24 protein-coding genes and 1 pseudogene are annotated in these 25758 nt (G+C 40.7%); 7 read left to right on the top strand and 18 right to left on the bottom strand.

Annotation, left to right across the window (positions count from 1 at the left end; genetic code table 11):
* Positions 1–104: 104 nt before the first annotated feature.
* The 11 genes and pseudogenes from AC58QD_RS04725 to AC58QD_RS04675 form a co-directional block, all read right to left on the bottom strand.
* On the bottom strand, positions 105–1265 hold the full coding sequence (locus tag AC58QD_RS04725) for a hypothetical protein (protein WP_497330547.1): 1161 nt from the start codon (positions 1263–1265) through the stop codon (positions 105–107).
* Positions 1266–1391: 126 nt separating this feature from the next.
* Complete coding sequence (locus AC58QD_RS04720) at positions 1392–2657, bottom strand: DUF6161 domain-containing protein (RefSeq protein WP_497330545.1); 1266 nt, start codon at positions 2655–2657, stop codon at positions 1392–1394.
* Between the two features lie 178 nt (positions 2658–2835).
* Positions 2836–4272: a recombinase family protein gene (locus tag AC58QD_RS04715; RefSeq protein ID WP_497330543.1), complete on the bottom strand. Its 1437-nt coding sequence runs from the start codon at positions 4270–4272 to the stop codon at positions 2836–2838.
* Positions 4273–4303: 31 nt separating this feature from the next.
* The gene (locus AC58QD_RS04710; protein ID WP_497330541.1) at positions 4304–4489 is read right to left on the bottom strand and encodes a YozD family protein; all 186 of its coding nucleotides are present in this window, start codon (positions 4487–4489) and stop codon (positions 4304–4306) included.
* 49 nt (positions 4490–4538) lie between these two features.
* Positions 4539–4787, bottom strand: a complete 249-nt coding sequence (locus AC58QD_RS04705) for a hypothetical protein (RefSeq protein ID WP_497330539.1) — start codon at positions 4785–4787, stop codon at positions 4539–4541.
* 211 nt (positions 4788–4998) lie between these two features.
* Positions 4999–5361, bottom strand: coding sequence for a hypothetical protein (locus AC58QD_RS04700; protein WP_497330537.1), 363 nt, complete (start codon positions 5359–5361; stop codon positions 4999–5001).
* A 157-nt stretch (positions 5362–5518) separates the two neighbouring features.
* On the bottom strand, positions 5519–7462 hold the full coding sequence (locus tag AC58QD_RS04695; RefSeq protein ID WP_497330535.1) for an AAA family ATPase: 1944 nt from the start codon (positions 7460–7462) through the stop codon (positions 5519–5521).
* Between the two features lie 110 nt (positions 7463–7572).
* Positions 7573–7742: pseudogene (locus AC58QD_RS04690) on the bottom strand (DUF255 domain-containing protein); the annotation flags it as partial.
* A gap of 398 nt (positions 7743–8140) precedes the next feature.
* The gene (locus AC58QD_RS04685; RefSeq protein WP_497330533.1) at positions 8141–8716 is read right to left on the bottom strand and encodes a dihydrofolate reductase family protein; all 576 of its coding nucleotides are present in this window, start codon (positions 8714–8716) and stop codon (positions 8141–8143) included.
* Between the two features lie 93 nt (positions 8717–8809).
* On the bottom strand, positions 8810–9646 hold the full coding sequence (locus tag AC58QD_RS04680; RefSeq protein ID WP_497330531.1) for a helix-turn-helix domain-containing protein: 837 nt from the start codon (positions 9644–9646) through the stop codon (positions 8810–8812).
* 78 nt (positions 9647–9724) lie between these two features.
* Positions 9725–10021 (bottom strand): hypothetical protein, encoded by a 297-nt coding sequence (locus AC58QD_RS04675; RefSeq protein WP_497330529.1) that lies wholly within the window; start codon positions 10019–10021, stop codon positions 9725–9727.
* 354 nt (positions 10022–10375) lie between these two features.
* Here AC58QD_RS04675 and AC58QD_RS04670 point away from each other — a divergent pair, with 354 nt between their 5' ends.
* The 3 genes from AC58QD_RS04670 to AC58QD_RS04660 all read left to right on the top strand — a co-directional run bounded on the left by AC58QD_RS04670 (position 10376) and on the right by AC58QD_RS04660 (position 12740).
* Positions 10376–10957, top strand: a complete 582-nt coding sequence (locus tag AC58QD_RS04670) for a TetR/AcrR family transcriptional regulator (protein WP_497330527.1) — start codon at positions 10376–10378, stop codon at positions 10955–10957.
* A gap of 24 nt (positions 10958–10981) precedes the next feature.
* Positions 10982–12184, top strand: a complete 1203-nt coding sequence (locus AC58QD_RS04665) for an MFS transporter (RefSeq protein ID WP_497330525.1) — start codon at positions 10982–10984, stop codon at positions 12182–12184.
* 103 nt (positions 12185–12287) lie between these two features.
* On the top strand, positions 12288–12740 hold the full coding sequence (locus tag AC58QD_RS04660; RefSeq protein ID WP_497330523.1) for a putative iron-sulfur cluster-binding metallochaperone: 453 nt from the start codon (positions 12288–12290) through the stop codon (positions 12738–12740).
* A 193-nt stretch (positions 12741–12933) separates the two neighbouring features.
* Here the strand turns inward: AC58QD_RS04660 and AC58QD_RS04655 are convergent, their stop codons facing one another.
* The 5 genes from AC58QD_RS04655 to AC58QD_RS04635 all read right to left on the bottom strand — a co-directional run bounded on the left by AC58QD_RS04655 (position 12934) and on the right by AC58QD_RS04635 (position 18733).
* The gene (locus tag AC58QD_RS04655) at positions 12934–13374 is read right to left on the bottom strand and encodes a hypothetical protein (protein ID WP_497330521.1); all 441 of its coding nucleotides are present in this window, start codon (positions 13372–13374) and stop codon (positions 12934–12936) included.
* Positions 13375–13404: 30 nt separating this feature from the next.
* Positions 13405–15702, bottom strand: a complete 2298-nt coding sequence (locus AC58QD_RS04650) for a PrsW family glutamic-type intramembrane protease (protein WP_497330519.1) — start codon at positions 15700–15702, stop codon at positions 13405–13407.
* Between the two features lie 368 nt (positions 15703–16070).
* Entirely contained in the window at positions 16071–16811 is a 741-nt protein-coding gene (locus AC58QD_RS04645; protein ID WP_497330517.1) for a YheC/YheD family protein, read from the bottom strand.
* 259 nt (positions 16812–17070) lie between these two features.
* A complete protein-coding gene (locus AC58QD_RS04640) occupies positions 17071–18105 on the bottom strand; it encodes an alpha/beta hydrolase family protein (protein WP_497330515.1) in 1035 nt (344 codons plus the stop codon).
* Between the two features lie 70 nt (positions 18106–18175).
* Positions 18176–18733: a CGNR zinc finger domain-containing protein gene (locus AC58QD_RS04635; RefSeq protein ID WP_497330513.1), complete on the bottom strand. Its 558-nt coding sequence runs from the start codon at positions 18731–18733 to the stop codon at positions 18176–18178.
* 125 nt (positions 18734–18858) lie between these two features.
* On the opposite strand from AC58QD_RS04635, the gene AC58QD_RS04630 reads away from it, so the two are divergent.
* Entirely contained in the window at positions 18859–19176 is a 318-nt protein-coding gene (locus tag AC58QD_RS04630) for a DinB family protein (RefSeq protein ID WP_497330511.1), read from the top strand.
* 87 nt (positions 19177–19263) lie between these two features.
* On the opposite strand, the gene AC58QD_RS04625 is transcribed toward AC58QD_RS04630, so the two are convergent.
* Both AC58QD_RS04625 and AC58QD_RS04620 read right to left on the bottom strand, forming a co-directional pair.
* On the bottom strand, positions 19264–20706 hold the full coding sequence (locus AC58QD_RS04625; RefSeq protein ID WP_497330509.1) for an NAD-dependent malic enzyme: 1443 nt from the start codon (positions 20704–20706) through the stop codon (positions 19264–19266).
* Between the two features lie 61 nt (positions 20707–20767).
* Positions 20768–22042, bottom strand: coding sequence for a cation:dicarboxylate symporter family transporter (locus AC58QD_RS04620; RefSeq protein ID WP_497330507.1), 1275 nt, complete (start codon positions 22040–22042; stop codon positions 20768–20770).
* Between the two features lie 182 nt (positions 22043–22224).
* Here AC58QD_RS04620 and AC58QD_RS04615 point away from each other — a divergent pair, with 182 nt between their 5' ends.
* The 3 genes from AC58QD_RS04615 to desA all read left to right on the top strand — a co-directional run bounded on the left by AC58QD_RS04615 (position 22225) and on the right by desA (position 25734).
* The gene (locus AC58QD_RS04615) at positions 22225–23514 is read left to right on the top strand and encodes a sensor histidine kinase (RefSeq protein WP_497330505.1); all 1290 of its coding nucleotides are present in this window, start codon (positions 22225–22227) and stop codon (positions 23512–23514) included.
* A gap of 6 nt (positions 23515–23520) precedes the next feature.
* Complete coding sequence (locus AC58QD_RS04610; RefSeq protein ID WP_497330503.1) at positions 23521–24444, top strand: response regulator; 924 nt, start codon at positions 23521–23523, stop codon at positions 24442–24444.
* Between the two features lie 231 nt (positions 24445–24675).
* Positions 24676–25734, top strand: a complete 1059-nt coding sequence (gene desA / locus AC58QD_RS04605; protein ID WP_497330501.1) for a Delta(5) desaturase DesA — start codon at positions 24676–24678, stop codon at positions 25732–25734.
* Positions 25735–25758 lie beyond the last annotated feature (24 nt).

Genomic DNA, 25758 nt, shown 5'->3' with positions numbered 1-25758 from the left:
TTATTTGGATTCTTTTGTTGTTGATTCAAGTTTAGCATATCCCAGAGGACGATAAAAACACATAATAGGAAAAAGAGATGCCTTGGGTTAGGCATCTCTATGTATTACCAATCCATGTTCGCATAACGAGCATACATTTCCGATTCCATTTCCAAAAAACTATGTAAACTTTCATCAGATTGAGTTGCGATATTTAATTGTTCAATGAATTCCATATCATATCTAATATCTATACCCGCTTCAAGAATTTGGTTCGCCCTAGACCATTCAGAAGTATTTAAATACAAATCAAACTCATCGAACACTTTGCATACTTCTGTAAAATTAATATCGTAAATGGGTATCATTGAATATGTACTTTCATTACGTTCTCTTTGAGGTAATTCTACCGGGATAGCTCCAATAGTCTGTACGTGAACAAATAACGAACCGTTCTTTTTCTCAAATCCTCCATGGGTATATTTATTACGCAGTTCCTTTATTTTCCTTAAATTTTCATAGTACTTCATTATATTTGAATTTTGTTGTGGTTTAAATATTCGATTAAATTTTGTAGTCCAATCGCTTCCAATGAGTTTAGTTATGTTATCCTCATCTTTATTAAATTGACTAAATGGTAATAACAAAATAAGAATATGCTCCTGAAAACTAAAATAGGAATCCAACATCGCTTGTATGTTGAATAAAGCCTCCCATTCTTTTTCCGTTTGACTATTCATTAAAGCTACTAATGCAGAGATCTCATGTTCTGGCTTTTCATGCTCAAATTCCAAACACTTTTGTACATTGTTGCGAAAATATAAATACCGTCTCCTTAGAACAACAGACTTATTTTCTAGAGTAAAATCTCCTTTGTTAATGGTTTCCTCAATTATAGGGCTCAGTAATCTATTCGCTATTTTTATTGCAGTATTTATCCTATTGAATAACTGTTGTATTATCTCCTTGTTTTTCGTAGATATTGCAAATTTCAGCCCGAACTTTTCCATTGAAAAGATACAATAATGTCCCTTGTATATAAAAGGTATTACATATAAGACCTTTTCCATTGGTTGATATTGGTACGTAAAACTTTTCAGCTGAGCAAACACCAAAAAAATCATATAGGGTTCTGTGTATTCTACATCTAGTGCTTTAACTTTACTTGAATATAATTCTTTATATCTATCTTCTTCTTCATCTACTTCTGAAAATTCTGATGTACACTTTTCGAAGTTTTCCCATAGTGTAGGATTACTTTTTTTAACTCTTTCATTAATCTTCATATTACCTCCAATGACATGTAAGTGTAAGTAACCAATCGTTAGCTAAACACAGTATGTGTAATGGGTTTGTTTTCTCTTTTACCCGAGCATTTAATGGGGTAGAAAAAAGGTTATTCAAAGTAATAACTACTTAATACCTGCTGACTTTCCACTTGCTGAATTTATTAGTGTCATTGGGTCTGGCATCGTGGGAGCGGAGTCACCCTTTAATAACCCAGTATCTGCTCTACTAAATAGTGCCTGTAATACAATTCCCCTGTCACTATCTTCCATTGCTTTTTCATTTCGTAATGATAAATAAACGTTCGTTAATTGCTTCCGTTCTTTTGCATCCATAGATAAATGGAATGAGCTTAGAGTCATTTTAACTAATATCCTGATGATGTAAGCAATAGTAGATATTATTAATGCGAATAGCACTGTTCCTTTTATATTCTTCAATAGTGAATTTTTGTCGTCAGCATTCACCACCCAAGATGGAACTTCATAAAGTAAAATCGTGAGAAAAATAATGAAACCAATTACAAATAAAGCTGTTATTGATGCCCAAATTATTCCTTGAATTTTGTAGCTTTTTTTTATTTCTTCCCAATGCAAGGCTGGCCCTTTTAAAATCATTTGTTCAGTATATAACTCTTTAATCCTTTCAAATTCCGCTTCACTTTTATTTAAAAACTCCATTACATTACTTTCGGTTTGACCTTCCCATTCATCCAACTTATCTCGCCAAATTTGTATATCCTCTTGAAGTTTTTCATAATTTTGAGTAATCGTATGCTTCGAATATTCATATTCTTCCTTTAGTATTTTTCTATCTTCTATATAATAATCTCGTATCTCAGAGAGTGCTTCTCTTTCACTTTCAGTTGACTTTTTCAATATTTCTTTACCATTTTTCGTAATTACTACATCTACAACTCCGGATAAATAATCAGTTGTATACCCTATCAATTGTTTGTGTCTAAGATTGTCTAACCAGGCTTGAGCAAATTGACTATTAGTCTTGTTCAAGTTTATTATTTTTTTTGACTCAGGAAGTATTGAAAGAAGGTTAGGCCATTGATTTGGTTGAAATATGTTTAAGGCATTTGTAAGTAGATTAATGGCGTGAGGCCCGTTATTCAATTGATAGTTTAGTGCTTCGTTCAAATAGTTATTAATTTGATGATAGTTTCTATATATTTCGTGATTTTGACCTAACGCACTCCAAAATTCAACTTCTTTCTGAATAAATTCAATAAAATCAGTAAGCTTTTTAAAAGCTATTTCTTTACCTGTATCTGGAAGAGTAATCTTAATATTCCTCCCTTGAAAAGCATTCTCTAAACCTTCAGCTATTTGAATAGTTGTTTCCAGATAACTCACCTCAGAAAAATGTATTGGTAATTCCATTCCGACATGCTTTCACAATTTTCGACGGCCAACCAGGAAATCCCTGCCACACAATTAAAAAATTACCAAACAACAAAACAGCCTCCGGCGATTCTTTCGCACGAAGACTGTTTAGACCGATGCTTTCGGATTTGACTCTATATTAGAATATACTGGATATAGTGATCCACCACTTATTTTAAAGAAACTGAATGTTTAATTGAATGTTACCACCATCACGAATTACTTCAATCCGATCTATAATCATTTTAGCTAATTTGTTCAACTCATCCTTATCAATACCCTCCACATTCCAAGCTTCCTTAAACCTTTTGATTGCTACTATACGGTCATTATCTGTCCGATCCGTTTCCATCACCCCAAGCGAATTTTCGAGGTTTCTGATTTCTTCTTTACGGGCCTGAATTTCCTTTTCGAGTTTATCAGTTCTTTGTTTCATTTCCGTTTTATCAATGTCCCCATCAATGTATAAGTCTTTAATACGATCAATACCACCTTCAATTTTAGCCAATTCTGCCTGTTTATTAGAAAGGGCCATTTGAAGAATTGAACTATCCTTAGAATCATCTGCACTGTTATTTGAGAATAACTGCTGTTCATAAGCTTCAAGGTCATAGAATAATTGAGCATATAAAATTTGAATATCCATTCCGCTATTCTTACAACGGTGTCCTAAGTGATCCGCCTTTGAACAGGGTTTAACGTAAATTCTACCGTTTCGTTTATCAATGAAGGACATGCATTTTTTACACTTACCGCAGTATATGAGTTTGGATAAAACCTGTATGTTTTGACGTGTTCCAATAGGCTTCAATCTCCGCATGTCCAACAATGCTAAAATTCGTTGGTGTTCTTCCTCAGTCTTTAATTGGCGGTGCGAGCCTTCTGCAACAATCCAATCATTTTTATCTTTGACTGTTACACCTTTAGATTTCCGTTTGTTCTTATGACCGCTTCCCGAGGTTTTGCCGAAAACCACCTTGCCTAAATGAACTTCGCTTGTAATGATACGATAGACAGCATTTTCACTCCACATAGCATCTCGGTTCGTCTTGAAACCTAATCGGTTTAGTTCCCAGGCTATTTCATGAGATGGTTTTAAGTCGTCTAAGAACAATTTAATCATCAGCCGATACACTTTCTCTTTGTCATGGTCAACATCAAGCTCTCTTGTTAGTCGGTTATAGAAATATGGGAATGGTGGTGTACCGTTTGTCCATTTCCCCGCCTTAGATCCTTGTTTCTTTCCTCGGATCGACCTCTTCTTGATCATCCGATATTCATAGTTAGCAAAGACCAACTCAATGTCAGTAACTATCGCTTGATCATCATTATTAAAGTCATAAACCCTACCCGTTGGAGTTAATACCATTGTATTGGACTCACGAAAAACCCTCTTTATACGACCTCTTTCTTCATCATCTCCACGACCTAGTTGATCAATGTCAACAACAAGTACTGCATCGTATAAATCAAGCTCAACATCCTTTAATAATCGAATCATCTCTGGTCGAGCATCTATGTATTCAGAACTTCCAATTTCCTTGTATATCCTATATTTCAGATTATTCTTTTTTGCATATTCCAAAAGTAAAGATTCATGCTCAGCAAGCACATCCTCTTTACCGTCTGTTTCATCCCTTGATTTACGTAAGTACTACCTCCACTTCCTCATCAATAAGACCAAGATAAATAAAGTAGTCAAAAATAATGGTGGAAATCACTTCCAGATCGCTACTATCAGGGACCAATCCAGCAGCCACAAGTTTTGTAAAAAAGTAATCTTCAATGTCCTTAGTTCGAATAACATCTTCCTGTTGGTTTTCATTCATTTTCATCCACGCTCCGTTTTAGTTTTGATTTTCGTTGCCTGTTCGAAATCTAAATAAGAATTATTAGTTTGGTTGACTCATCTTTTGAAGAATATTCCACATTGCATTCTTTAGCCTTTGTATTAATAATCTGGCTTAATATTTTTCTCAATGTTTTCATATTGTTGGCAGATGATAACAAATCACAAACTTCCATAAATAAATCATCATCTTCACCCACCAAAGTTTCGGGATTAACTTCTTGATCATCGAACAAAAATAATTGTTCAACTTGCTCATTCGCTTTTACATTTGCCATCTTCTTCATCCTCCAAATTTTGGTTTTTTTGATTAGCGCTGACCGTCCGCAAGACCTCGATGGGCATAGCTTCGCCGCGGACTCGATCACTTTCGATATTCAGTTGTCAACTTACACCTAGGTTATACATAGTTCGTTTCAAAACGTAAACCAGATTCCGAAGAAAGACAAAAAAATAAGACCCGCATCAGCGAGCCTTCTTGAAACACAATTAAGCACCTTGTTTCTCCTCAACTTTTTCCTCGGTTGAAGACGTTTCTTTAACCTCAGCAAATTTGAATGAATTATCATTCCAATCCTTGTCCTCTCGAATCGACTTCATGATGGGCGTGAAAGGCTTCGTCTTCAATTCCATCGTTTCTTTAAAGAAGGTAGCGGCCGCTTTAATGGAAGGAAACGCTTGTTTAAGTTCACCTTTAACGTACCAATCAACTTGTTTACCATTCTTGCGCTTATTTGCTTTTTCCACTTTTGTCTGTTCTTCGACCTTTTCCCTAGTGACAGCGGTAACTGCTGCTGCATTCGGTTCCGTAACTTCCAAAGTTTGAGTATTGGTTTTTGTGTTTTTAGTCATTTTAAAAAACCTCCGTTATTTTCCCTTTTTAATAGCCACACATGAATATTAATCTAATATGCTATGAACTGTAAATGGAAAATGTCAGAATTTTCTGATATTTAAAAGCATAAAACTAGACGATGAATTTATTTTTTCGTCTAGAAGTTTCAGTTTGTTAAAATAGTTTATTTACTTCTTTAAACATATTCTCAAATCTATCTAATGTAGCAGGAGAAAAATCTGTTGCGCTTAAACCCATCTGCGTGAGTTTATAAGCTGGACGATAATGATTGTATCTTGATTTACCAATAGCTTTGTTGACCTGAGGAATAATCTGATTTATTTTAGAATCCAACTGAACAAGTTGTAAATCCTCATACTCAGTAAAAGCAAGGTTAAACCAATTAATGTATTCTTCCTTTTCAAATAAATCCTCAACATCAGAGTAGTTGCCTTGTATAGTGGAAAATTCATCGAAGAATCTTATATTTTTTTCTTTGATTATTTGATGCATGATCAAGCTTTCTACCTTCTGCTTTCCTTTTTGGTCGGTGAAAGTATCTAATAAGCAAACGACATTTAATTTACTACCCCTTAGTAGAGATATAAATGTAGCTACTTTATCCAAACCTCCAACCGGTACAATAGTTATATCATTCTTCAATCCCGTTCGGCCAACAGATTCAAGGACCCCTGTCATAACTGTAAAATACAATAAGTCTGCAGGCCCTTCAACCAATAAATTGTTTTTAGAAACATATAAATTTTGTGCAATATCATAACCTAATGCTGCTTGCAGTGGGAATAATGTATCAGAGTCCTTTTCCTCAATTGCATCTGAGATATAACTTCCCTTTTTCGGATCCATTGAATCAAAAACTGTTCTAACTTGATGTAACTTACTTGAATCAATCATAAACGGAGAATGTGTCGTGTAAATTACTTGATATTCAGAAGCAAGCTTTTCTTCTATGAACCTAAGTAAGTCTCTTTGTGCTGAAGCATGAAGATTTAGTCCTGGCTCATCTAGTAAGAGAATATATTGATTAGACCCCTTATTTTGGATTTTGCTGAACCAAACAAGAAACGAAAAGAACCAAATGAAACCCTTACTTCTATTTTTCAATGGTAAAGATACTCTGTGTTTTGTATTCCGAATTCGTATGTTTAAAAGTTTGTCTTCTCTTATAATTGTATTATTGTTAGAATTCTTTTCAATTAATTGTTCAATCTCAAACTTAATTTCAAGGTTACTATTTGTTGTCCAATATTCTAGAAACTCATCAGTAATTGCATTTGACGTTGCTTCTAATTCAGAAATAAAAGATTCGAAACTGTCAGCATCACTTAACTCTTCTAGATTAATATTGGCTAATTCGAAAAGTGCTTTAGCTGTGTTTAACTCTTCAAGAGAAAATTCTGAATCTATGATTTCATTCTTCATTTTATTAATACTGATACGAGAAGGTATGGTAAAATACTCATCAAAATACCAGAATTTTGGCATTCGTTTTTTTAGATATTTAAATGCAACATAACCACTGAGTAAATTATCCCAATCAAAAGCAAATCTCACTATTTTCAGTTGTAAATGTTCCAATATTTCAGCGGTTCCTTCAATGTTATTGCAAAGTTCTATTAGTTGCTTAACTGTTGTGGCTTTTGTTAATGAAGTAACAGTTTCTTCTTCCAATTCGAATTTACCTAGTAAATAAGCTATGTATTTTTTTTCATTTGTAAGTACTCCATAAAAATTGTTAGTACCTTTATATCTAACACTATAAGAAAATTCTTTACTTGTAAAAACATCTTTACCAATATCAGATTCTATTTCCTTTAATATTGCATCATCTAGTTGAAATGTACACTTTACAACCTCAATATCCTCCAATCCATTTTTTTGATAAATTTTCCATTCATTCTTTGGAAAATCAAATGAATCATCGAACTTGAATGATGGTACATTTTCAAAATAATTAAATTTTGCAAGAGCCTCTAAAAGTGATGTCTTTCCTGATTCATTCTTACCTACAACTCTGGTAATTGCCTCGTCAATATCAACCTCTTGTTCATGTAAAAAGCTTTTATACTTATTAATCACCACTTTTTTTAGCTTCACACCCATACCCCCGCCACTAATTACATTGTTTTAGTGAAACCGACATTTTCCACCATAATTATACCATTTTCTTCATATTGGTGAAAGTATTCCAGTATTACATGCCATCAATGGCAAGTGCTATAACCGATAGATAAGAAGATAGGTTTGTTTTCCTGCTTAGCTTTGTTAAAAGCTTTTTTTCTGACCAAGGAAACCATTCTACTGGGTTATAAGCATGTTGTAACAAGTAAGGTGACTTTTCCTTGGCTAATCTATTGGGTTTATTGTTCGTTGTCATGGGGCATCACCTCCTTGTTTTTTCGGATATTTTTGCCGATAAATTGAGCTTAGCATTCCCTTCAATAAAATCAAAAACCCATGTAGAAATCCTGAGAAATTGTTCGTCCTTAGATCGTCGACTTCCTTTACGCCTTGATGAATGGATTTTCTGCTGTATCAATCTTTGCAGCTGGGTCTTTAGATCACAAAGGAAAAGCTTACTTCTTAAACCTTGGAAATGCCAAAAGGTCAGGAATGGCAAATCGCCATTCCTGACCTGTTATGCTTACCGGGTTGCACTCAGTGTGGGTTAGATTTGGCAAGCCATGCGCTCCCTCGCATTGGTTTGTTTCACTACCCAAATACCAAATTAATATGCTAGTGAACGGAATTGTGTTGGTAAGGCGCGAAACATTCCTACTTCGTAAGCTCGTAATGAAGCACGACGTTTCCGGAGTCGAACGTTATGGCCTCTACCAGAGTAAGCTCAAACTGCTTGACATCCTTAAATAAAGGCTTGCCTTCGCCTGCTACAACGGGAGTGACAATGAAGATATACTCATCAATTAAACCTTTTCCAGCAAGCTGCTGTACGATGGAGCCACTACCAAGCAGAAGAATATCACAACTGCTGTCTTGTTTTAATTGTTGAACGACTTCTATCAAATTATCATTATAAATTATGGTATTGCTCCAATCTGATGCATACAATTTCCTTGAGAACACGACCTTGGTCATATCGGTTAACTCTTCCGCTATAGCCTTCATCTCCTTGGGCGCATTGGGATTATTCAGAATGGGCACCCAGTAACGTTCAAAACCTCGATAAGTCGTGCCTCCCAGGATAAGCGTGTGCATTTTGCCGCCGATCACATGCGCTGCCTTGTCAACCTCCGAGTCATGGATAAACCAATCCATACCAAAATTTGCTTCATTCGGGCTAGCAAAGTAACCATCAATCGATATCCGGTTCAACATTTTAATTTTGCTCATGCCAAATCACTCCTTGGTAAGTGTTATTTCCTAGTGGAATAACCTGATCTTACCCGAAATGGTTGACATAAAATTGGACGAAACCGTCCTTTTCTACAAATATGAAGACCCGGCCAGGTCACTATGAAATTCACTGACCTTCATTGCTATATGTTTCGGGCTTACCCAAGAGAACAACTTCATATCGCGTATAAAATGAGACTGATCGTAATAGTTCAGCGCATAGGCGACATCGGACAATTTTTCGTACTGCCCTGAGTGCATCATCCGTAATGCTTCATTTACGCGTCTTACCCTTATGAATAAGTTTGTCGGCATACCAACGACACGGGCGAAGCGCTTCTGGAATTGCCGCTCAGAAAGATGAACAACAGCTAACAGCTCCTTCACTGAGATACTCGCGATATGATCACGAATATAATCCAGCGTCAACTCAATGAGCTCGTCCCGCTTATTTGTCTGTTTCATTTTCTCCATTACGAAGTAATTGATCAAAGAAACCCATTCCTCAATCGAGTTCACAGACAGGAGTTGTTGCTCCAGCTCCACCGCGCCAAATTGATCAGAAACCATTAGGCCTTGGTTAAGAACAGACGCGTCCCAACCAAACACGCTATACAGAGCGTGGGGCTTAAATACCACCTGAATCGTAGTATATGGTGTGCCTCTAAAGCGCATGATGCTTGGTTCAGACCCTTGTCCATGAAGAAACAAAATAGGAATATTTGATGTTTGTGCAGAACGGATTGCAATACTTTCAATCGCGGCAGTTCCATCAGCAGCAAGCTGAAACACGATGCCCGGGTAACCGCTCGGACACACCTTAACCTCGAGTGGCTGATTTCCTGTGTGTGTCGCGATTCGCAGGCATTCGATATCCTGGCTTAAAGCGTGGGGAGGCGGCATAACGGTAAAGTTAATTGTTGTCATAATTCTTTATTTTACAAGAATTAGTAGCAATGTTAAAGTTCCCTTTGGCGATCAGTAAAGCGCAAAAAGCCCGACCATTCAGTCGGACTTCGACATCGCCCCGGCAATTGCAATCAAAAACACGGTCAGCATATGAAGTATTCCCATTACCAGAAGAAGCCTTTTCGTTTCAATATGCTCTTGAACACGTCCGCCGATCAAGCTTCCGATAACAATGCACATCGATATTGGAAGAAACATTAAACCGGTCTGACTCGGAGTCAACTCAAACCGATCGATAACAATATTAGGAAGCAGAATTAATAACATATATAATACGGAATATTGCACAGAACCAAGCACTACGATCGCGAGTCCAATCCGATGAGTCAGCACAACGGATAATTGCCGCAGCTGAACGTTGCTCTATAATGGTTAATGGGTAGCTAAAACCGCCTTCCCATATATCTGACCATAACAACTTAAAGGTCGTGAAGAACACGCCGCTTCCATACAATGAACATCCTGATCGAGTAATTCGGGTGGATTGTATGGAAGCGGCTTTTGTTTTCTGGCTTATATAAACATTAGCGCTTGATAATTAGGTTTTTATTCTGCTACTTAACTTCCCATTACAGATAGTCCAAATTGTTGCGAGCAGCTTGCTCACTGAAAGCAATTTACATTGCATAAAAAAATTAAATTTGATAAAATAACTGACGAACGTTCGTTAATATAGGGGTGATTTTATTGAAAAGTAAAGAAATTAAAGACATCGCTTTAAAATTTTTCACAATTCATGGGTATGAGGGAGCATCTCTTTCTCAAATTGCCGACAATGTAGGTATGAAAAAACAGTCTCTCTATGCTCATTTCAAAGGGAAAGATGATCTATTTCTACAAGTTTTACAAGATGCCAAAGAGGCAGAAATCTCATCGAAGCTAAAATATTTGAGTAAAGTGGATACCCAAAATCCCAAAGCGGATTTATTTGGATATCTGCAATTGGTCATTGATTTGTTTCAACAGAGCGAGCAGTTAAAATTTTGGCTGCGCATGTCTTTTTTTCCACCGCTCCATCTGGCAACAGCGATTAATGAGGAAGTAATCGATACGGAAATAAAGATTCAAACTGTAATAGAAAGCAAATTTCAAGATTGGATCGATGCCAAAGCCATCATGGAAGATGAAGCCTTCATCCCTACTCTTGCCTTCTTAGGTGTAGTTGATTCAATCATGTTAGAGCTTGCATATGGGAATAATGAAAAACGTTTAAATGATAAATTAAATGCCTCATGGACTGTTTTTTGGAGAGGTATTTCACAGCTATGATTTTATATAGAGAGGTATTGCATCATGAAGAAACTATTGAAAGAACAAAAAACAGTCTTACTCATTCTACTAAGTAATATATTCATTGTTTTTCTAGGAGTCGGACTTATCGTCCCTGTTATGCCATCCTTTATGAATATTATGCATCTATCAGGCCAAACGATGGGTTATCTCATGGCGGCCTTTGCATTTGCACAATTACTCATGTCTCCCCTTGCAGGACGATGGATTGACACTTTTGGCAGAAAGAAAATGATCGTAATCGGCTTATTCCTCTTCAGTATATCAGAGGTGATCTTTGGATTAGGCACACACGTATCCGTTCTTTATTTATCTAGAATTCTAGGTGGCATTAGTGGTGCTTTTATTATGCCAGGCGTAACTGCTTTTGTTGCAGATATTACCTCAGTAGAGGAAAGGCCCAAAGCCATGGGTTATATTTCTGCTGCTATTAGTATCGGTTTTATTATTGGCCCAGGTATCGGAGGTTTTATTGCTGAGCTGGGTGTGCGTGCCCCATTCTACTTTGCTGCTGGCTTCGCATTAATAACATGTATTTCATCCCTATTTATTTTAAAAGAGCCACTAACCAAACAGGAGCTTTTGGAAATCACTCAGCTCAAAAAAGGTACCAGCTTTGTAACTGATCTTAAACGATCGCTTCATCCACAATACATTATTGCCTTTATTATTGTGTTTGTGCTGGCCTTTGGTTTATCAGCATATGAAACAGTATTTAGTCTGTTTTCAGATCATAAATTTGGTTTCACTCCAAAAGATATTGCAACCATTATTACAATAAGCGCAATCTTCGGGGTTGTAGTTCAGGTGTTTATGTTTGGTAAAATGGTAGATACACTTGGTGAAAAGAAACTCATCCAGATATGCTTAATTGCTGGCGTATTTTTTGCGGTAGTATCCACCATGATCTCCAGCTATTTAGCCATTTTACTAGTAACTTGCTTCATCTTTCTCGCATTTGACTTGCTGCGACCAGCATTAACGACCTATTTATCAAAAACGGCCGAAAAAGAACAAGGATTTATCGCTGGAATGAACTCAACATATACAAGCTTGGGCAATATCGTCGGGCCCGCGTTAGGCGGTATACTATTTGATGTAAACATCAACTATCCGTATCTCTTTGCCGCTGTCATTATGTTTATGGGTCTTGTCATTACGATGATGTGGAAAGAAAAACAATCAGCTAGCAGCTTGGCAAAATAATAAGAAGAACACGCGCAGCGGTACAAAATGGTGTTGGATGCGTGTAAGAAAGCCAATTTTACACCTGTTCGCACATTCAAAACTGCATAAGGAGTGATAATAAATGGATAGCTGTTGTCAAACATCCACCGAAAAGCCAACAACACCTACTCAATGCCCTGTTTGTCATCAAAAGTGCAAAAGTATTCAATTGATTACGCTCAAGGCATTACTTCAACCAACAGCGTTAGAAACCATTCAGCCTGACTTGACTTACGCTTTTTGCACGAATTCGTCATGCGAGGTTGTATATTTTAGCGGTGTGCAGACATTTGGCAAAGATATGCTTAAAGTCTCGGTGTTCCAAAAAGACGGTGCGTTGGATGGACCTGTTTGCTACTGCTTTGGATGGACAAGAGAACGCTTAATACAAGCTGTTCAGGAGAATCAACATCCAATTGACCATATAAGAGAACAAGTTCAAGCTAATCGTTGTGGGTGTGAGGTTAATAACCCACAAGGAACCTGTTGTTTGGGCAATGTCACTACATTCATTCGGAGTCTCGACAAGAGTTAATCTCTTGTCTTCTCAATTAGCAACAATTCTTACGAAAAGAGCCTCTCGTAAAAATATAAAAAGCCACAATTAAGCGGCTTTTTATAAACAAGTACAGGAATTTGACTGACTAGTAGTTATGCCTGATTAATTTTGTTCCAACAACCGAAAGGGGGATTCGATGGATACAGGATTTTTCAGTTTTAATAATGAATTACTCCGATGATTCTTCCTCATTCGGTTCCCATTCCAGGCTACCCTCGATTAGAATCAGATCCCCTTCCTTTACATCGACAGGCACTTCAAATTCCACGCTAATGGCTTTACCTAAAAAACCGAAATCACAAATACACTCATACTCATCCTCAACCTCGATCACCCGTCCTACAGCTTCAATATGAGAGGAATTCGCCAACGGCTGACGATAGCCGGGCTGTGATTCATCGTCAACTTTCTTACAATCCGTCACCCATTGTATCGACAGCCGGCCGTTTACCCGTTCCCCAGTACGAAGTTTTTGCGACTCCTCTCCCGAGTTCAAATACTCATCATGCTGCAGGAAATGGCACCAGATCGTTTTATTGTCGTGAGCTGCGAATTGGGCGGTTCTTTCATAACCATCTGTTATTAAATGTAAGAGCTCCATCTGTATCACCTGTTTTACCTCCTGCCTTTTCTCGTTTCATTACTGCAGCTTGTTGAAGGAATTAGGATCGCTTGGCATCATGGACTGAAACTTCCCGTCTCTGACGATGACGACGACTCCCTTTTTAGCCTTTTGTGCTCCCTCAATGAAATAGATATCCTTGCCGTCTACATTGCGGTGGATGCCTTGTTGAATGACTCTTTCAACCTGATTTGTAAATTGTTCAAAACCTTGAACCGACAGCTCGAAGTCCTCTGGGGCCACGCCAAGTCTTTGGGCGAGGGAAGGAATCCGCTTAGGGTTATCCCTCCAGTAATCTGCAAAATGCTTAATCCCCTGATTCGTCCCGTCCGGAAGCGTCCCCCACTTCTCGCTGGAAGGCGAATCCAGCATCTGCTGCTTTAACTCAGGATCGGCTACATTTTGTTGTTCGCTATTAGAAGCATTGTCTTCTTCTCCGTCTTTATTCCCACTGTCACCATTGTCTTTTCCATCGTTATGATTACCGCTGTCATCATCGCCACCATCGTTGCCGTTGTTTCTTCCATCGTTACCGTCATTGCCGTTGCCGTTGCCGTTGCCGTTCCCGTTCCCGTTGCTGTTCCCGTTGCCGTTCTTACCGGAGTTACCGCTCGATCCGTCAGCTCCGGCATTACTTCCATCCCCTCTGCTGCCGCTATCGGCACTACTGCTTTCACCTCTACCGGATGTACCTCCGCTGAAGTCGTCCGCATGATCTCTGCCGCTCGAACCTCCGCTTCCGATCCCACCGGTATCTCCCCGGGCATCCGGTGTACCTCCTGGGTGGGTCATCACAGGCTTCTTAAATTTCAGTAATCTGCCAAAAGGAATACGGTTCAGCAAGAGCTCCGTCCCAAGTGAGATAGCTGTTGACGGCGATAGCAGTCTGGATGGATTGCGGATGGTTCCGGCAATCTCATGGCCGCTTGCCGCAATCCCCGAGAGCGTGAGGCCGAATCCTACAGCCGGCATGAACTGAACAAAGAGCATGGCAATCGCAATAGCTCCCAGTATCAGAGCTCCCTGCTCGTACCATTCCAATCGGTCCCACCAGCTCTGCAACTGATCAAACTGGCAAGCGAAGCAGGCTTCTTGTGCTCCCTTTATAAGTGCTGCATCAACCATACCAACCACAAAAATGACGAAGAGAAGTCCAAGAGCTAGCGGCTTCGCATACTGCGCTAACCGTTCCCGGATCTGGGGCAGACGTTCTACCGCCTCTGTGTTTCCATACAGGAGCGTAAATCCTGTCTCTCTTCGTTCTCGAAAGAAAGACATGTAACTACCGAATCGGCCTCTGTCTGACAGTAAAGCCCTGACAATCGCCTCAAGCTCCGAAAACGGCTGAAGCCATCTCTCACCCTTGCGCATAGGAAGCTGCCCTCTTACTTTGTTGATGGTCCAATAGTCATGTATGGTAGCGAATAATAACATGGCTAAGAGAAGAGGTTCCGCCCAATACCCGCTGCCCAACCAATCGTTAACGGTATCCATCCAATCCGGCAGTCTGCCTCCCCCATTCCATACGGCATGAGAGAGAATAGCCCATAGGAGCAAAAAAGTTGGAAATGCATAACTGTAACCATTCATGTACTTACGCAGGCATCTTACAGCGATTCCCAAGCCTAGCGCAACCACAGCCGTAAAAACAGCATGACCAGTCATCATCAGCCCTTTAAACAATTCCTCTTCAAAATACCCTGGAAATAAATCAAAAAATTCCCAATGGATCGTTTGTCCGAACATCGTGTGCCCGTATGGAAGGCTTCTGCCTGAAGTCCAGCGTCGAACCATTTCCTCCATAAACTGAAACCCGGCTCCTGAGGCTGCCCCAATCAACATATAGTCGGTTAAACTAAGCGTACTGGCTCTTCGGGAAAAGAACAAGTAGCCCAAGAGCGGAAGCAGCTTCAAAATTTCCTCGACGATCGGCGTGGTTACAGCCATACTCCACGCATCGCTGGTCCGGCCTCCAAATATCCAATGAATCAGTTCAATCGAAATGTTTGTTAGCGGAACGACCACATAGGCACCGCAAAAAAAGAAAACCATAAACTGTTTCCAAGTTAGCGTCTTGCTCCTGGACAGCAGCCAAAATTGAATGAGTAAATAAAACGTCCACAATGACTGGACCAACATTTTACGCGAACCCTCGAAAAACAAAAGGCTAATGACAAACCACAGCAGCGCTGCCCACAACAACAGGATATATGCTTTGACAAGGTACGGATGCTTCTTAATCAAGTTATTTCCCTTATCGTAAATGTCCTCTAGCCAATTCCGGATTGTATTGCGATACTGAATGATTGTGTTCATTGTCCCTCCTTCAACATGTCGAACAAAATAAGAGTCCACATGAACCGATTATACATGCTTCATTTTGATATGTACTTCTCAGCAAGTAAAATCCTACAAAAGTCTCAAAATTGTATTTGATTTCCATATACGATCATAAATAAGTTAATAAGACCTAGTTTCTCTCCCTGTTCTTATGGGGTAATGTCTTTTAATGCGATGCTCGGATGGTTGTATGCCCAGCAAAAAAGCAGAGCATCCTGCTCGTACATGAGAAGGATGCCCTGCTTCTGATTTGTATTTCTGCGAACAATTCTATCGATGATGAATGTGATTATTACTTGACCCGCTTAGCCGGATTAAAAGCATTTATATTTCTCTTAATACGCTCATCCTTTTATTTTTGAGTATTTCAGAATCCTTCTGTACATCGTTTTGTCCTTCAGAGTATTAAAAATACTCCTATCAGGTTCAGTATTAATCTCCAGAATCCATGGCTTCATTGTAGAGTCAATCGCTATATCAACACCGAAAGCTCCCTTACTTCTATAACTTCTACCAAGGACTTTGCTTGCTTCTTTCCCTAATATCTCAATTCTTTGAATATATTTTCTCCTTATGTCTCCTTTAAGACGTGATTTAAGTAACATGTCTACGGGTAAAGGAGTGCCTCCAGAATGATAATTTGTTACTATTTTTTTAGGCTTCGCTAACCTACCAATAATACCTGTCGGGATCAATATTTTATTTTTGTCCTTTTGTACCATAACTCTGATATCAAATGTTCGATTGTTATGTTTTAACAAATCAATACCTTTTTGAACAACATACTTATTTTTAGTGAATAATACATGAAACGAACTGTATAAAGCGTCAATTGAATTGAAAAATTTAGAGGCAGTCCCGCTTCTTAACGAATATCCGTTATTGGTTTTTGTTAATTTAAAGATCCCTTTTCCTCCTGTTCCCTCATCCGGTTTTAAGTAAAGTGATTCATATAAGCCTATCATTGTTTTTATATTGGATTTAGTGGCTTTTCGAGTATCAGGAAGGAAAGCGTTTATAGCATTAAATCTTTTCATGAAATTATATTTTCCTAATTTACCCATCTTGTACTTAACCTTTTTCACTTAATCTACCTCCTACATCTTCCCTGGATTAATATATGTGCACAAGTAAATGAAGGTAAGGGCAATAGTTGGTTTTGAAAATTAAATAATAGTACAAACCAAAAAAGCACGTACCGTGATGTTTCCGGCTTGCGCTTTTTTGAATCAACTTGTTCAATTTGCTTATTTCCAAGGCAGCCACATAATAGTAGATACTTTTTCTTTATAAGTCTTTCCATCTCACTATGTATCCATGAACCTAGTAAGTTCCCTCATCTTCTCAAAGGTTCGCTTTGAAGAAATCAAATGCTTTATTCCCCGCAAAAGCATGCTTCCCAGGATGAATATCCGCATGCAGGTTTTCCTCAGCCCCGGCCGCCTTATAAATATTACTCACACCTTCATACCCTTTCAGCATGTCCTGAATATAAAAGCACTCGTCATAAATTCCCATCTCCAAGAGCAGTGGACGCGGGGCAATCAATCCGGCGATGTCATGCGTATCGAAGTATTTGTAAATGTCCGGAACCATCTGTGATCCACAGAAATTGGCACGCTTGATGCCGAATTCTTCCCACGGGTTCACATAAGCGATAATATCTGCGGCCTTGATCCGTTTTTCGGCTGCGGCTGCAAAGGCGGTCATCGTACCACCCTGGCTTAATCCCATCATTCCAATACGATTGGAGTCAACCTCCGGTCTCGTTTCTAAGTAGTCAACACAGCATTTGATGTCCCAAATATTCAGTGTCAACGTAAAAAGGCCCAACATCGCCCCTTTAATAAAATTGACGTTGCAGGCATCCCGACCTGGAAAAGGGTCGTACCCGTCCCGGCGCTCACCGAATCCTCTTAAGTCGGGGGATATCGTCAGGAATCCCGCCCTGGCCATTTGTTCGGCGTAGTTATAGTTCGCGGCTTGGATTTCCCGTTCATGATCTTGGTTCTTTCTCATCCCCGCCACCGGATCTTTGCCATACTTTCCGTGCCCGTGGCTGCAGATGATGGCTGCATTCTTGCCGTCGGCTTTCATCGTTTTTGGGCGCAGCACTTGACAGGGTACTGACATAAACGCTTCAGAATCGAAGACGACCCGCTCCCGGATCAAGTCTCCATCCTCGACGGAATATTCTGTCTCTGCGTTCAATTCGACTTTAGCAGGAAACTCTCCAAGCAGCTCTAGAAATTTGGGATATGCCTCCTCCTGCCAACGCTTCCAGTCCGATTGGTTACTGCCCGTAAACGACATCTGAGGTAGCCGGTTTACAACTTGGTTTTCCCAGTATCGGGCCATTGAAAAATTTCGCTTGCTCATGAACGTACCCCCGTGGTTGACGAATTAGATTGGATTCCTGTTACTAATTCATTGTATGTCCCCGGCCCGTTCAGTTCAATCCTAAATCTTTTTTCCGCTTGCGGAAGTTGCGTACCTTCATAAGGTTGCCGCACTCCGTATCGCTACACCAACGTGCCGTACGGCTGCGGCTCCCGTCAAAATACACACATCTGCAATCGATATTTTCGCATATTTTGATCCGCCGATAATCCTCATGGACAAGAAGCTCTGTGAAGGAAAGAGCGATCAACCCAAGGATGGAAGGCCATCCTACGGCAGAGACTTTCCTATCCAGGCGGAAACCGTCTGCTCCCTCCGTCAATTGCGGATAAGAAGGGATCTGCTCCATCGCTCTATTCAAATAATCGATGTCTGCTTGCTCAGGAAGGCGGCCTTCACGCAACATTTCCGTAATGGAACGCAGCCTGCTGCGCATTTCGCCTAGGGCCATACGGTGTTCCGGTTCCGGCGGGATTGGGGCTTCAAGCTTCCATTCCGCGAAGAACGCTTCCAACCAGCCGGGACGATCCAAGCGGTCTTCCTTGCGGCCCGAACCCCGCCAATCGCTCCACTCGCTATTTATAAATTGCAAAGCTAACGACTCCAAAAAAACTACCTCCAAAATAGGATTGAATTCTTTTAACGAACCGTGGTAAAATCGTCTTGTAACCACCAAACACACAAATGATGGTTACACTTATTATTGTATCATTCGACGTACAAGGAGGAAACATGATGAAAAGTATGGATTTGCTGCTGCGGGGTTGGGCACACGCTTACGACAAGGAAGACTGGTACCCGCCTTTAAAAGATGCTTTGAATGGTCTGACTGCGGCCCAAGCCGGCTGGCGTCCTTCCGGTGAAGCCGCCAATACGATCTGGGAAAATGTGAACCACTTGATCTATTACAAAAAACGTCTATTGGAACAACTGATTGAGGCAGAGCCCGACCATTCCGCGAGCAGTAACGACGATACGTTCCAAACGCAAATCACGCACGGCACCGAACAGGATTGGCACAACACCTTAGCCGAATTGGAATCCACCTGAAAAAAGACCGCGCTGAGCGCGGTCTCCTTCCTTGCCGAACAAACTGTTTTCCAGCCAAGCTAGGTGTTCCAAACTGACTTGTTCTCCTTATGTCGGGTCTATATCTTCCGATTGGAACTCCCGCATGTTTTTCCTAGCGACGCCAGTCCGATATGCTGCCTGAATGACCGCTTCTCTTACTTTTTCGACGACTTTATTGTTGAATACACTTGGAATAATGTACGTTTCTGATAATTCATCATCACGAACGACAGACGCAATCGCATGAGCGGCTGCTAACTTCATGGCCTCGTTGATCTCGCGTGCCCGGCAATCCAGAGCACCACGGAACATACCTGGAAAGCAAAGTACGTTGTTAATTTGATTAGGCTTGTCTGACCTGCCCGTCGCCATGATCCTGACATATGGCTTGGCAAGCTCTGGATCGATTTCTGGAACCGGGTTGGCCATGGCAAACACGATTGGATCCTTAGCCATCTTGCGCACATCGTCCACTTGCAAAATACCCGGGGCCGATACCCCGATAAACACATCGGCGCCCTCGATCACATCCGAAAGCGTGCCGCTGATGCCATCTGGATTCGTCATTTGAGCGTAAGCATTCCAATGCGGATTGTCATAGTCCTTATTGCGGTGAATCGCGCCCTGCCGATCAACCCCGATTAAATTACCTACGCCAGCGGAAAGCAGAATTTTGCTGCAGGCGATACCTGCGGCACCAATGCCACTAATTACGACTTTACATTCCTCCAGCCGTTTCCCCGTAATTTTGAGCGCGTTCAACAAGCCTGCAAGCAGGACAACTGCAGTTCCGTGCTGATCGTCATGAAATACGGGGATATCTAACTCCTGTTTCAAGCGCTCTTCAATCTCAAAACAGCGCGGCGATGAAATATCCTCCAGGTTAATCCCGCCAAAAGCCGGTGCGATCGCTTTTACGATGCGAATAATCTCCTCCGGGTCTTTTGTATTCAGGCATAACGGGAATGCATCCACACCGGCAAATTCTTTAAAAAGCATTGCCTTACCTTCCATAACCGGCATGGCAGCCTCTGGGCCAATATCCCCAAGTCCGAGTACGGCTGTACCGTCGGAAATGACAGCAACCATATTGCGCTTGATCGTTAAGGTGTAAGAGTTGTCCGGCTTCTCGGCAATCGCCATACAGACTCGGGCAACGCCTGGCGTATAAACCCGTGACAAATCATCGCGATTTTTAACAGGAATCTTGGACTGGATTTCAATCTTCCCGCCCAGATGAACGAGAAACGTGCGATCCGACACATGAATGACATTGACGCCTTCCAATCTCTGCAAAGCTTCATTGATCCGTTCACTATTAATGAGATCACTCACGTTCACGGTAATGTCTCGAACCGTATGTGAACGGTTGGAGGAAATAATATCAATCCCTACAATATCTCCCCCACCGCTTTCAATAATCATGGCGATATTGCCAAACAAGACCTGTTCCTTCTCAATCTCCAACCTATAAATCATATACGTGCTTGCACCGCTAGCTATTGACATGGATTTATTTTTCTCCTTAGTACAACCAAATTTTCTATTTCAACAAATACAAGAAACGTCATCATGCCGCATTTTTCAATTCATCAATGGATTTCAAATATTGTTTAGCACGGGCTTTATCATATTGGCCTTCCATCTTGGACATGACGATTGCGGCTAATCCATTGCCGAGCACGTTCACTACCGTACGGGCCATATCGAGAATGCGGTCAATACCGGCAATAATTGCAAGCCCTTCAACTGGAATACCAACGGAACCAAGCGTAGCAAGCAGGACAACGAAGGAAACGCCAGGTACGCCTGCGATGCCCTTGGACGTTACCATCAACACGAGCACGAGTGTGATTTGCTTCATGATCGATAAATCAATTCCATACATTTGTGCAATGAATAGTGCAGCAATTGCTTGATACAACGTTGAACCGTCCAGATTAAACGAATATCCTGTCGGAATGACGAAAGAGGTTATTGCTTTTGGGCAACCGAATTTCTCCATCTTTTGCATCAGCTTCGGCAGTACCGTTTCTGAACTCGCTGTCGAATATGCTAGAACAAGCTCATCCTTCAATATTCGGATCATCGTGATAATACTAGTTCCCGCCATCTTCGCAATAAGAGCGAACACAACGAAGATAAAGAAGAACATGGCTCCGTACACCGTCAAAATCAATTTTCCAAGCGGTATGAGCGAGGAAATCCCGAATTTCGATACTGTGACACCGATTAACGCAAATACACCGATTGGAGCAAATTTCATAATTTGATTGGTGACCCAGAACATCGAATCCGAAACACCTTGGAAGAAATCGATGACCGGCTTCCCCTTTTCTCCAATTGCAGCAACGCCCAAAGCAAACATAATGGAAAAAAAGATGATTGCCAGCATATTTCCGCTAGCCAATGATTCAAAGATATTGCTCGGTACAATATGGACGAATGTATCAGCAAACCCATGGCTGCTTACAGTTTCCGCCGTATTGACGTACTTGGTGATGTCAGTTTTGATGAGTTGCTCCTGGTCAAGTCCTGCACCTGGCTGAAATATATTTGCCATAAGCAATCCAACTATGATCGCGACAGCCGTTATGATTTCAAAATAAAGCAGAGTTTTACCGCCAAGCCTCCCGAGCTTCTTAATATCGCCCACACCTGCTACACCAACAATCAGCGATGAAATCACAATGGGTACAACGATCATTTTAATTAACCGGATAAATACATCACCGAAAGGTTGCAAATAGGCAGCAATCAAAGGGTTTCCATAAAAAATAGCTCCAATGATGATCCCAAGCGTTAAACCGATTAATACTTGTATAGCCAAGCCGAATTTTTTCATATTTTCACCTCGCCCATTTTTAAAGCGCTTTCTTCAGATTGACCACGCTATAAACAGATCTTATAATGGCACCTATCAAAATCTATAAAATCCTACATTTTTTTTCGAAATTACAACCAAAAAACGTATACATTTTTATAAATTGCGTTATAGTAACCAAAAAGCAAGGGATGGTCTGTTCATTGAAACAAAAGATAATGATCTTGCTTCTTATGGTAGTTGTGGTATCTTTTGCAGGAGAATTCAAGTTTTACCCGTTCTACAGTAATTTTCGCTTTAGTTTGGCTACTCCGGCATTTTTCTTTTTTTTGCTGTGGAATCGTCATGTTCATGCCCTGCTATTCGGAACGATTACAGCCTTTTCGGTCGTATTTTTTCGCATAATTGAAGACTTGATCTTTCACGATCAGACATATTTTATCCAGGCATTACAAATCCATTACTCCGCTTTTTTCTACTATTTGACATACACCTTACTCTTTTATTGGTTACGAATTTATCGATTTCAGCATCGACCGATCGTTATGGGAGTACTAGCGATTATCACGGAAATCGCAGCCAACCTCGTGGAATTGCAGTTGCGTCATCCAGCTTACGTTGATGCTACTACAGCATCTGAAATTAACGGAGTCGTATTGGTCGCAATATTTCGCAGTTTTTGTGTCGTTGGCTTGTTCACCCTTCTGAAGCATCGAGAACAACAATTGGCGGAGCTGCAGCAGAAACAGCAGTATGAACAAATGCTAGTCCTCATTTCCCACTTGTACGAGGAATCGATTCAATTAAAAAAAACACAGCAGGATGCGGAGCGGATTACAAGAGACAGTTATGCTTTATACCAACGATTAAAAGAAGAACCCTCTTTGACGGATGGCGAACAGTTGGCCAGAAGCGCGCTGCAAATTGCCGGGCAAATTCATGAAATCAAGAAGGATCACCAACGCATCTATGCAGGTATTTCTAACATAATTTCCAGTGAGAGCGTAACCGATGTCATGCCCATTCATGAACTAGGTGAAGTAGTGGTAAAAACGAACCAGAAATATGCCCAAATGTTAGGCAAGTCGGTTGAGTTCCAGCTATCTATCAACGGAACGCATCCTTTATATCCTGTTAATACCATACTGTCGCTTCTAAATAATTTGGTCGTCAATGCGGTAGAATCAATCACTGCCAGGGGTACCATTACAATCTCCGCTCATCGTGCAGAAGACTTCCTCCTGTTCGAGGTTCATGATAACGGTCCGGGGATATCTCCAAAGATTCACAAAGCTCTGTTCGAACCCGGGTTTACAACGAAATATGATGTGTCGGGGAATCCGTCAACTGGCATAGGGTTATATTATGTAAAAGAATTGGCGGAACGTCTGCATGGTGAGATAAGCTTTCGCAGTTGCAGTACCGGGGAAACCGGGACGACCTTCACCCTTCGACTTCCGATTTACAATCTAATCAGCAATAACAAAGGATGACATCATATGCGTTTTTTTATAACGGACGACGATCCGGCGATTCGTTCGATGTTGGCACAAATCATTGAAGATGGGGATTTGGGCGAAATTGCAGGCGAAGCAGTGGACGGATATTATGTGAACAGCCCCTTGTTGGCAACCAAAGAAGTAGATATTCTACTTATCGATTTGTTAATGCCCCTTCGGGATGGCATCGAAACGGTTCGCCTCATTGCTGAGACATTCCTTGGTAAGATCATTATGATCTCGCAAGTTGAATCTAAGGACATGGTTGGGAGCGCCTACTCACTCGGTATTGAATATTATATTACGAAGCCAATCAACCGATTGGAAGTGATCGGAGTGATTCAGAAGGTCATCGAACGGATGAAGCTGCAAAACTCGATTCAAGAGATCCAACGATCGTTAGCGGGTTTAGGCATTGGTCAAGGAAGAGAAACGGTCAACCATCCTGCTGCTGTAAAAAACATTCATACTCCGGGCAATTTTCTATTATCCGAGCTGGGTATGATAGGCGAGGCTGGCTGCAAAGACCTGATAGACATGCTGGAGGAATTAGACGCACAAGAAAAAGAGAGCGCCATGAAACAAGGCTTCCCTTCCCTCCAGCTTCTTTTTGAGCTGATAGCCGTAAGGAAATTAGGAGAGGGAGCCTCTCAGGAAATATTAAAAAAAGAAATGAAAGCAGCAGAACAAAGGGTGCGCCGCGTTATTTATCAAGCATTGAACCATTTGGCTTCACTCGGTTTGACCGATTATTCCAATGCCAAATTTGAAAATTACGCCTCCAAATTTTTCGATTTCACAGAAGTTCGCAAAAAAATGATTGAAATTGAAAAAGACATCGACCCCAAACAATCCGGTGTTCGGTTAAACACAAAAAAATTTATTCAAGTCCTATATATGGAAGCAAAGCAGTTGATGAGTTAACAGATCGTAAATATTTTTCCCAAATAAAGGCATACTATCAAGCATCCAGCTTGACGGTATGCCTTTTTTTTGCGGCTGTTCAACTACCCATACATGACATTTGTCATATACAGGTTCATACGTTTATGACTACCTGCTATCCAACGAGTGCCCTACAATAGAGGTAACATACAAGCTCTATGACGATCGGATTCAATATTCCGGCGTCTCATCTGAGGAGGAACCCAAATTATGTCGAAAGCCAAAGAAATGCAACTGAAAAAGGACGTAGCCCCCTTCGAGAAACAGAATGTAAGCACAAGTGTCAAACAGCTAATCAATACGCTGTTACCATTGGTACTGCTCTGGATGGCAGCTTACTATAGTTTGTCTGTATCTTATTGGCTTACACTGCCAATAGCGGTAGTAACAGCCGGATTTGTGATCCGGACCTTCATCATCTTCCATGATTGCTGTCACCAATCCTTTTTCAAAAGTAAACTTGCTAACGAAATTATTGGGACCATAACAGGTGTATTGACGTTGGTGCCTTATCATCAGTGGAGAGCTACTCACTCCATCCATCATGCCTCCAGCAGCAATCTCGACAAACGAGGTATTGGCGATATGTGGATTATGACGGTCAATGAATACACTTCCGCTTCGCTCTGGCGCCGCATCGCTTATCGTTTCTATCGCAATCCGTTAGTCATGTTCGGGATCGGACCGATCTTTATATTCTTGATTGATTACCGTTTCAACCGCAGAGACGTAAGACGCCGGGAACGGATCAATACTTATATTACCAACGTTTCGCTAGTCGGATTGTACACATTGCTCTGTTGGGCGATTGGCTGGCAAGCATTTCTAATGGTTCAGGGCACTGTCTTTTTCTTTTCCGGGTTAGCAGGCATCTGGTTGTTCTATGTACAACATCAATTCGAGGATTCGTATTTCGAGAATCAAGAAGAATGGAGCTATGTAAAAGCAGCAGTCGACGGCAGCTCCTACTACAAGCTTCCAAAGGTGCTGCAATGGATCACCGGTAATATTGGATTTCATCACGTGCATCACTTGAATCCTAGAGTGCCGAACTATCAACTTGAAAAGGCTCATAACGCGACACCTCCCTTACAGATGGCGACGACAATCGACATTCGCACGAGCCTGAAATCCCTCAACTTCCGCCTATGGGATGAGGAGAATAAAAAGTTTGTCAGCTTCCGGGAAATTAAGCAAACCCTTCGCAAACTTAAGCAACAGCAAGAGCAATCGAAACCGTCTATCCGTCCTGCAATGGACAGCAAATAAATTCATAACCAGCAATTGTGATAC

It is taken from the genome of Paenibacillus sp. J2R1T-4, from assembly GCF_059692235.1.
Note: the sequence above shows the minus strand (reverse complement) of the source record. Positions and strands in the feature narration are given on the sequence as shown.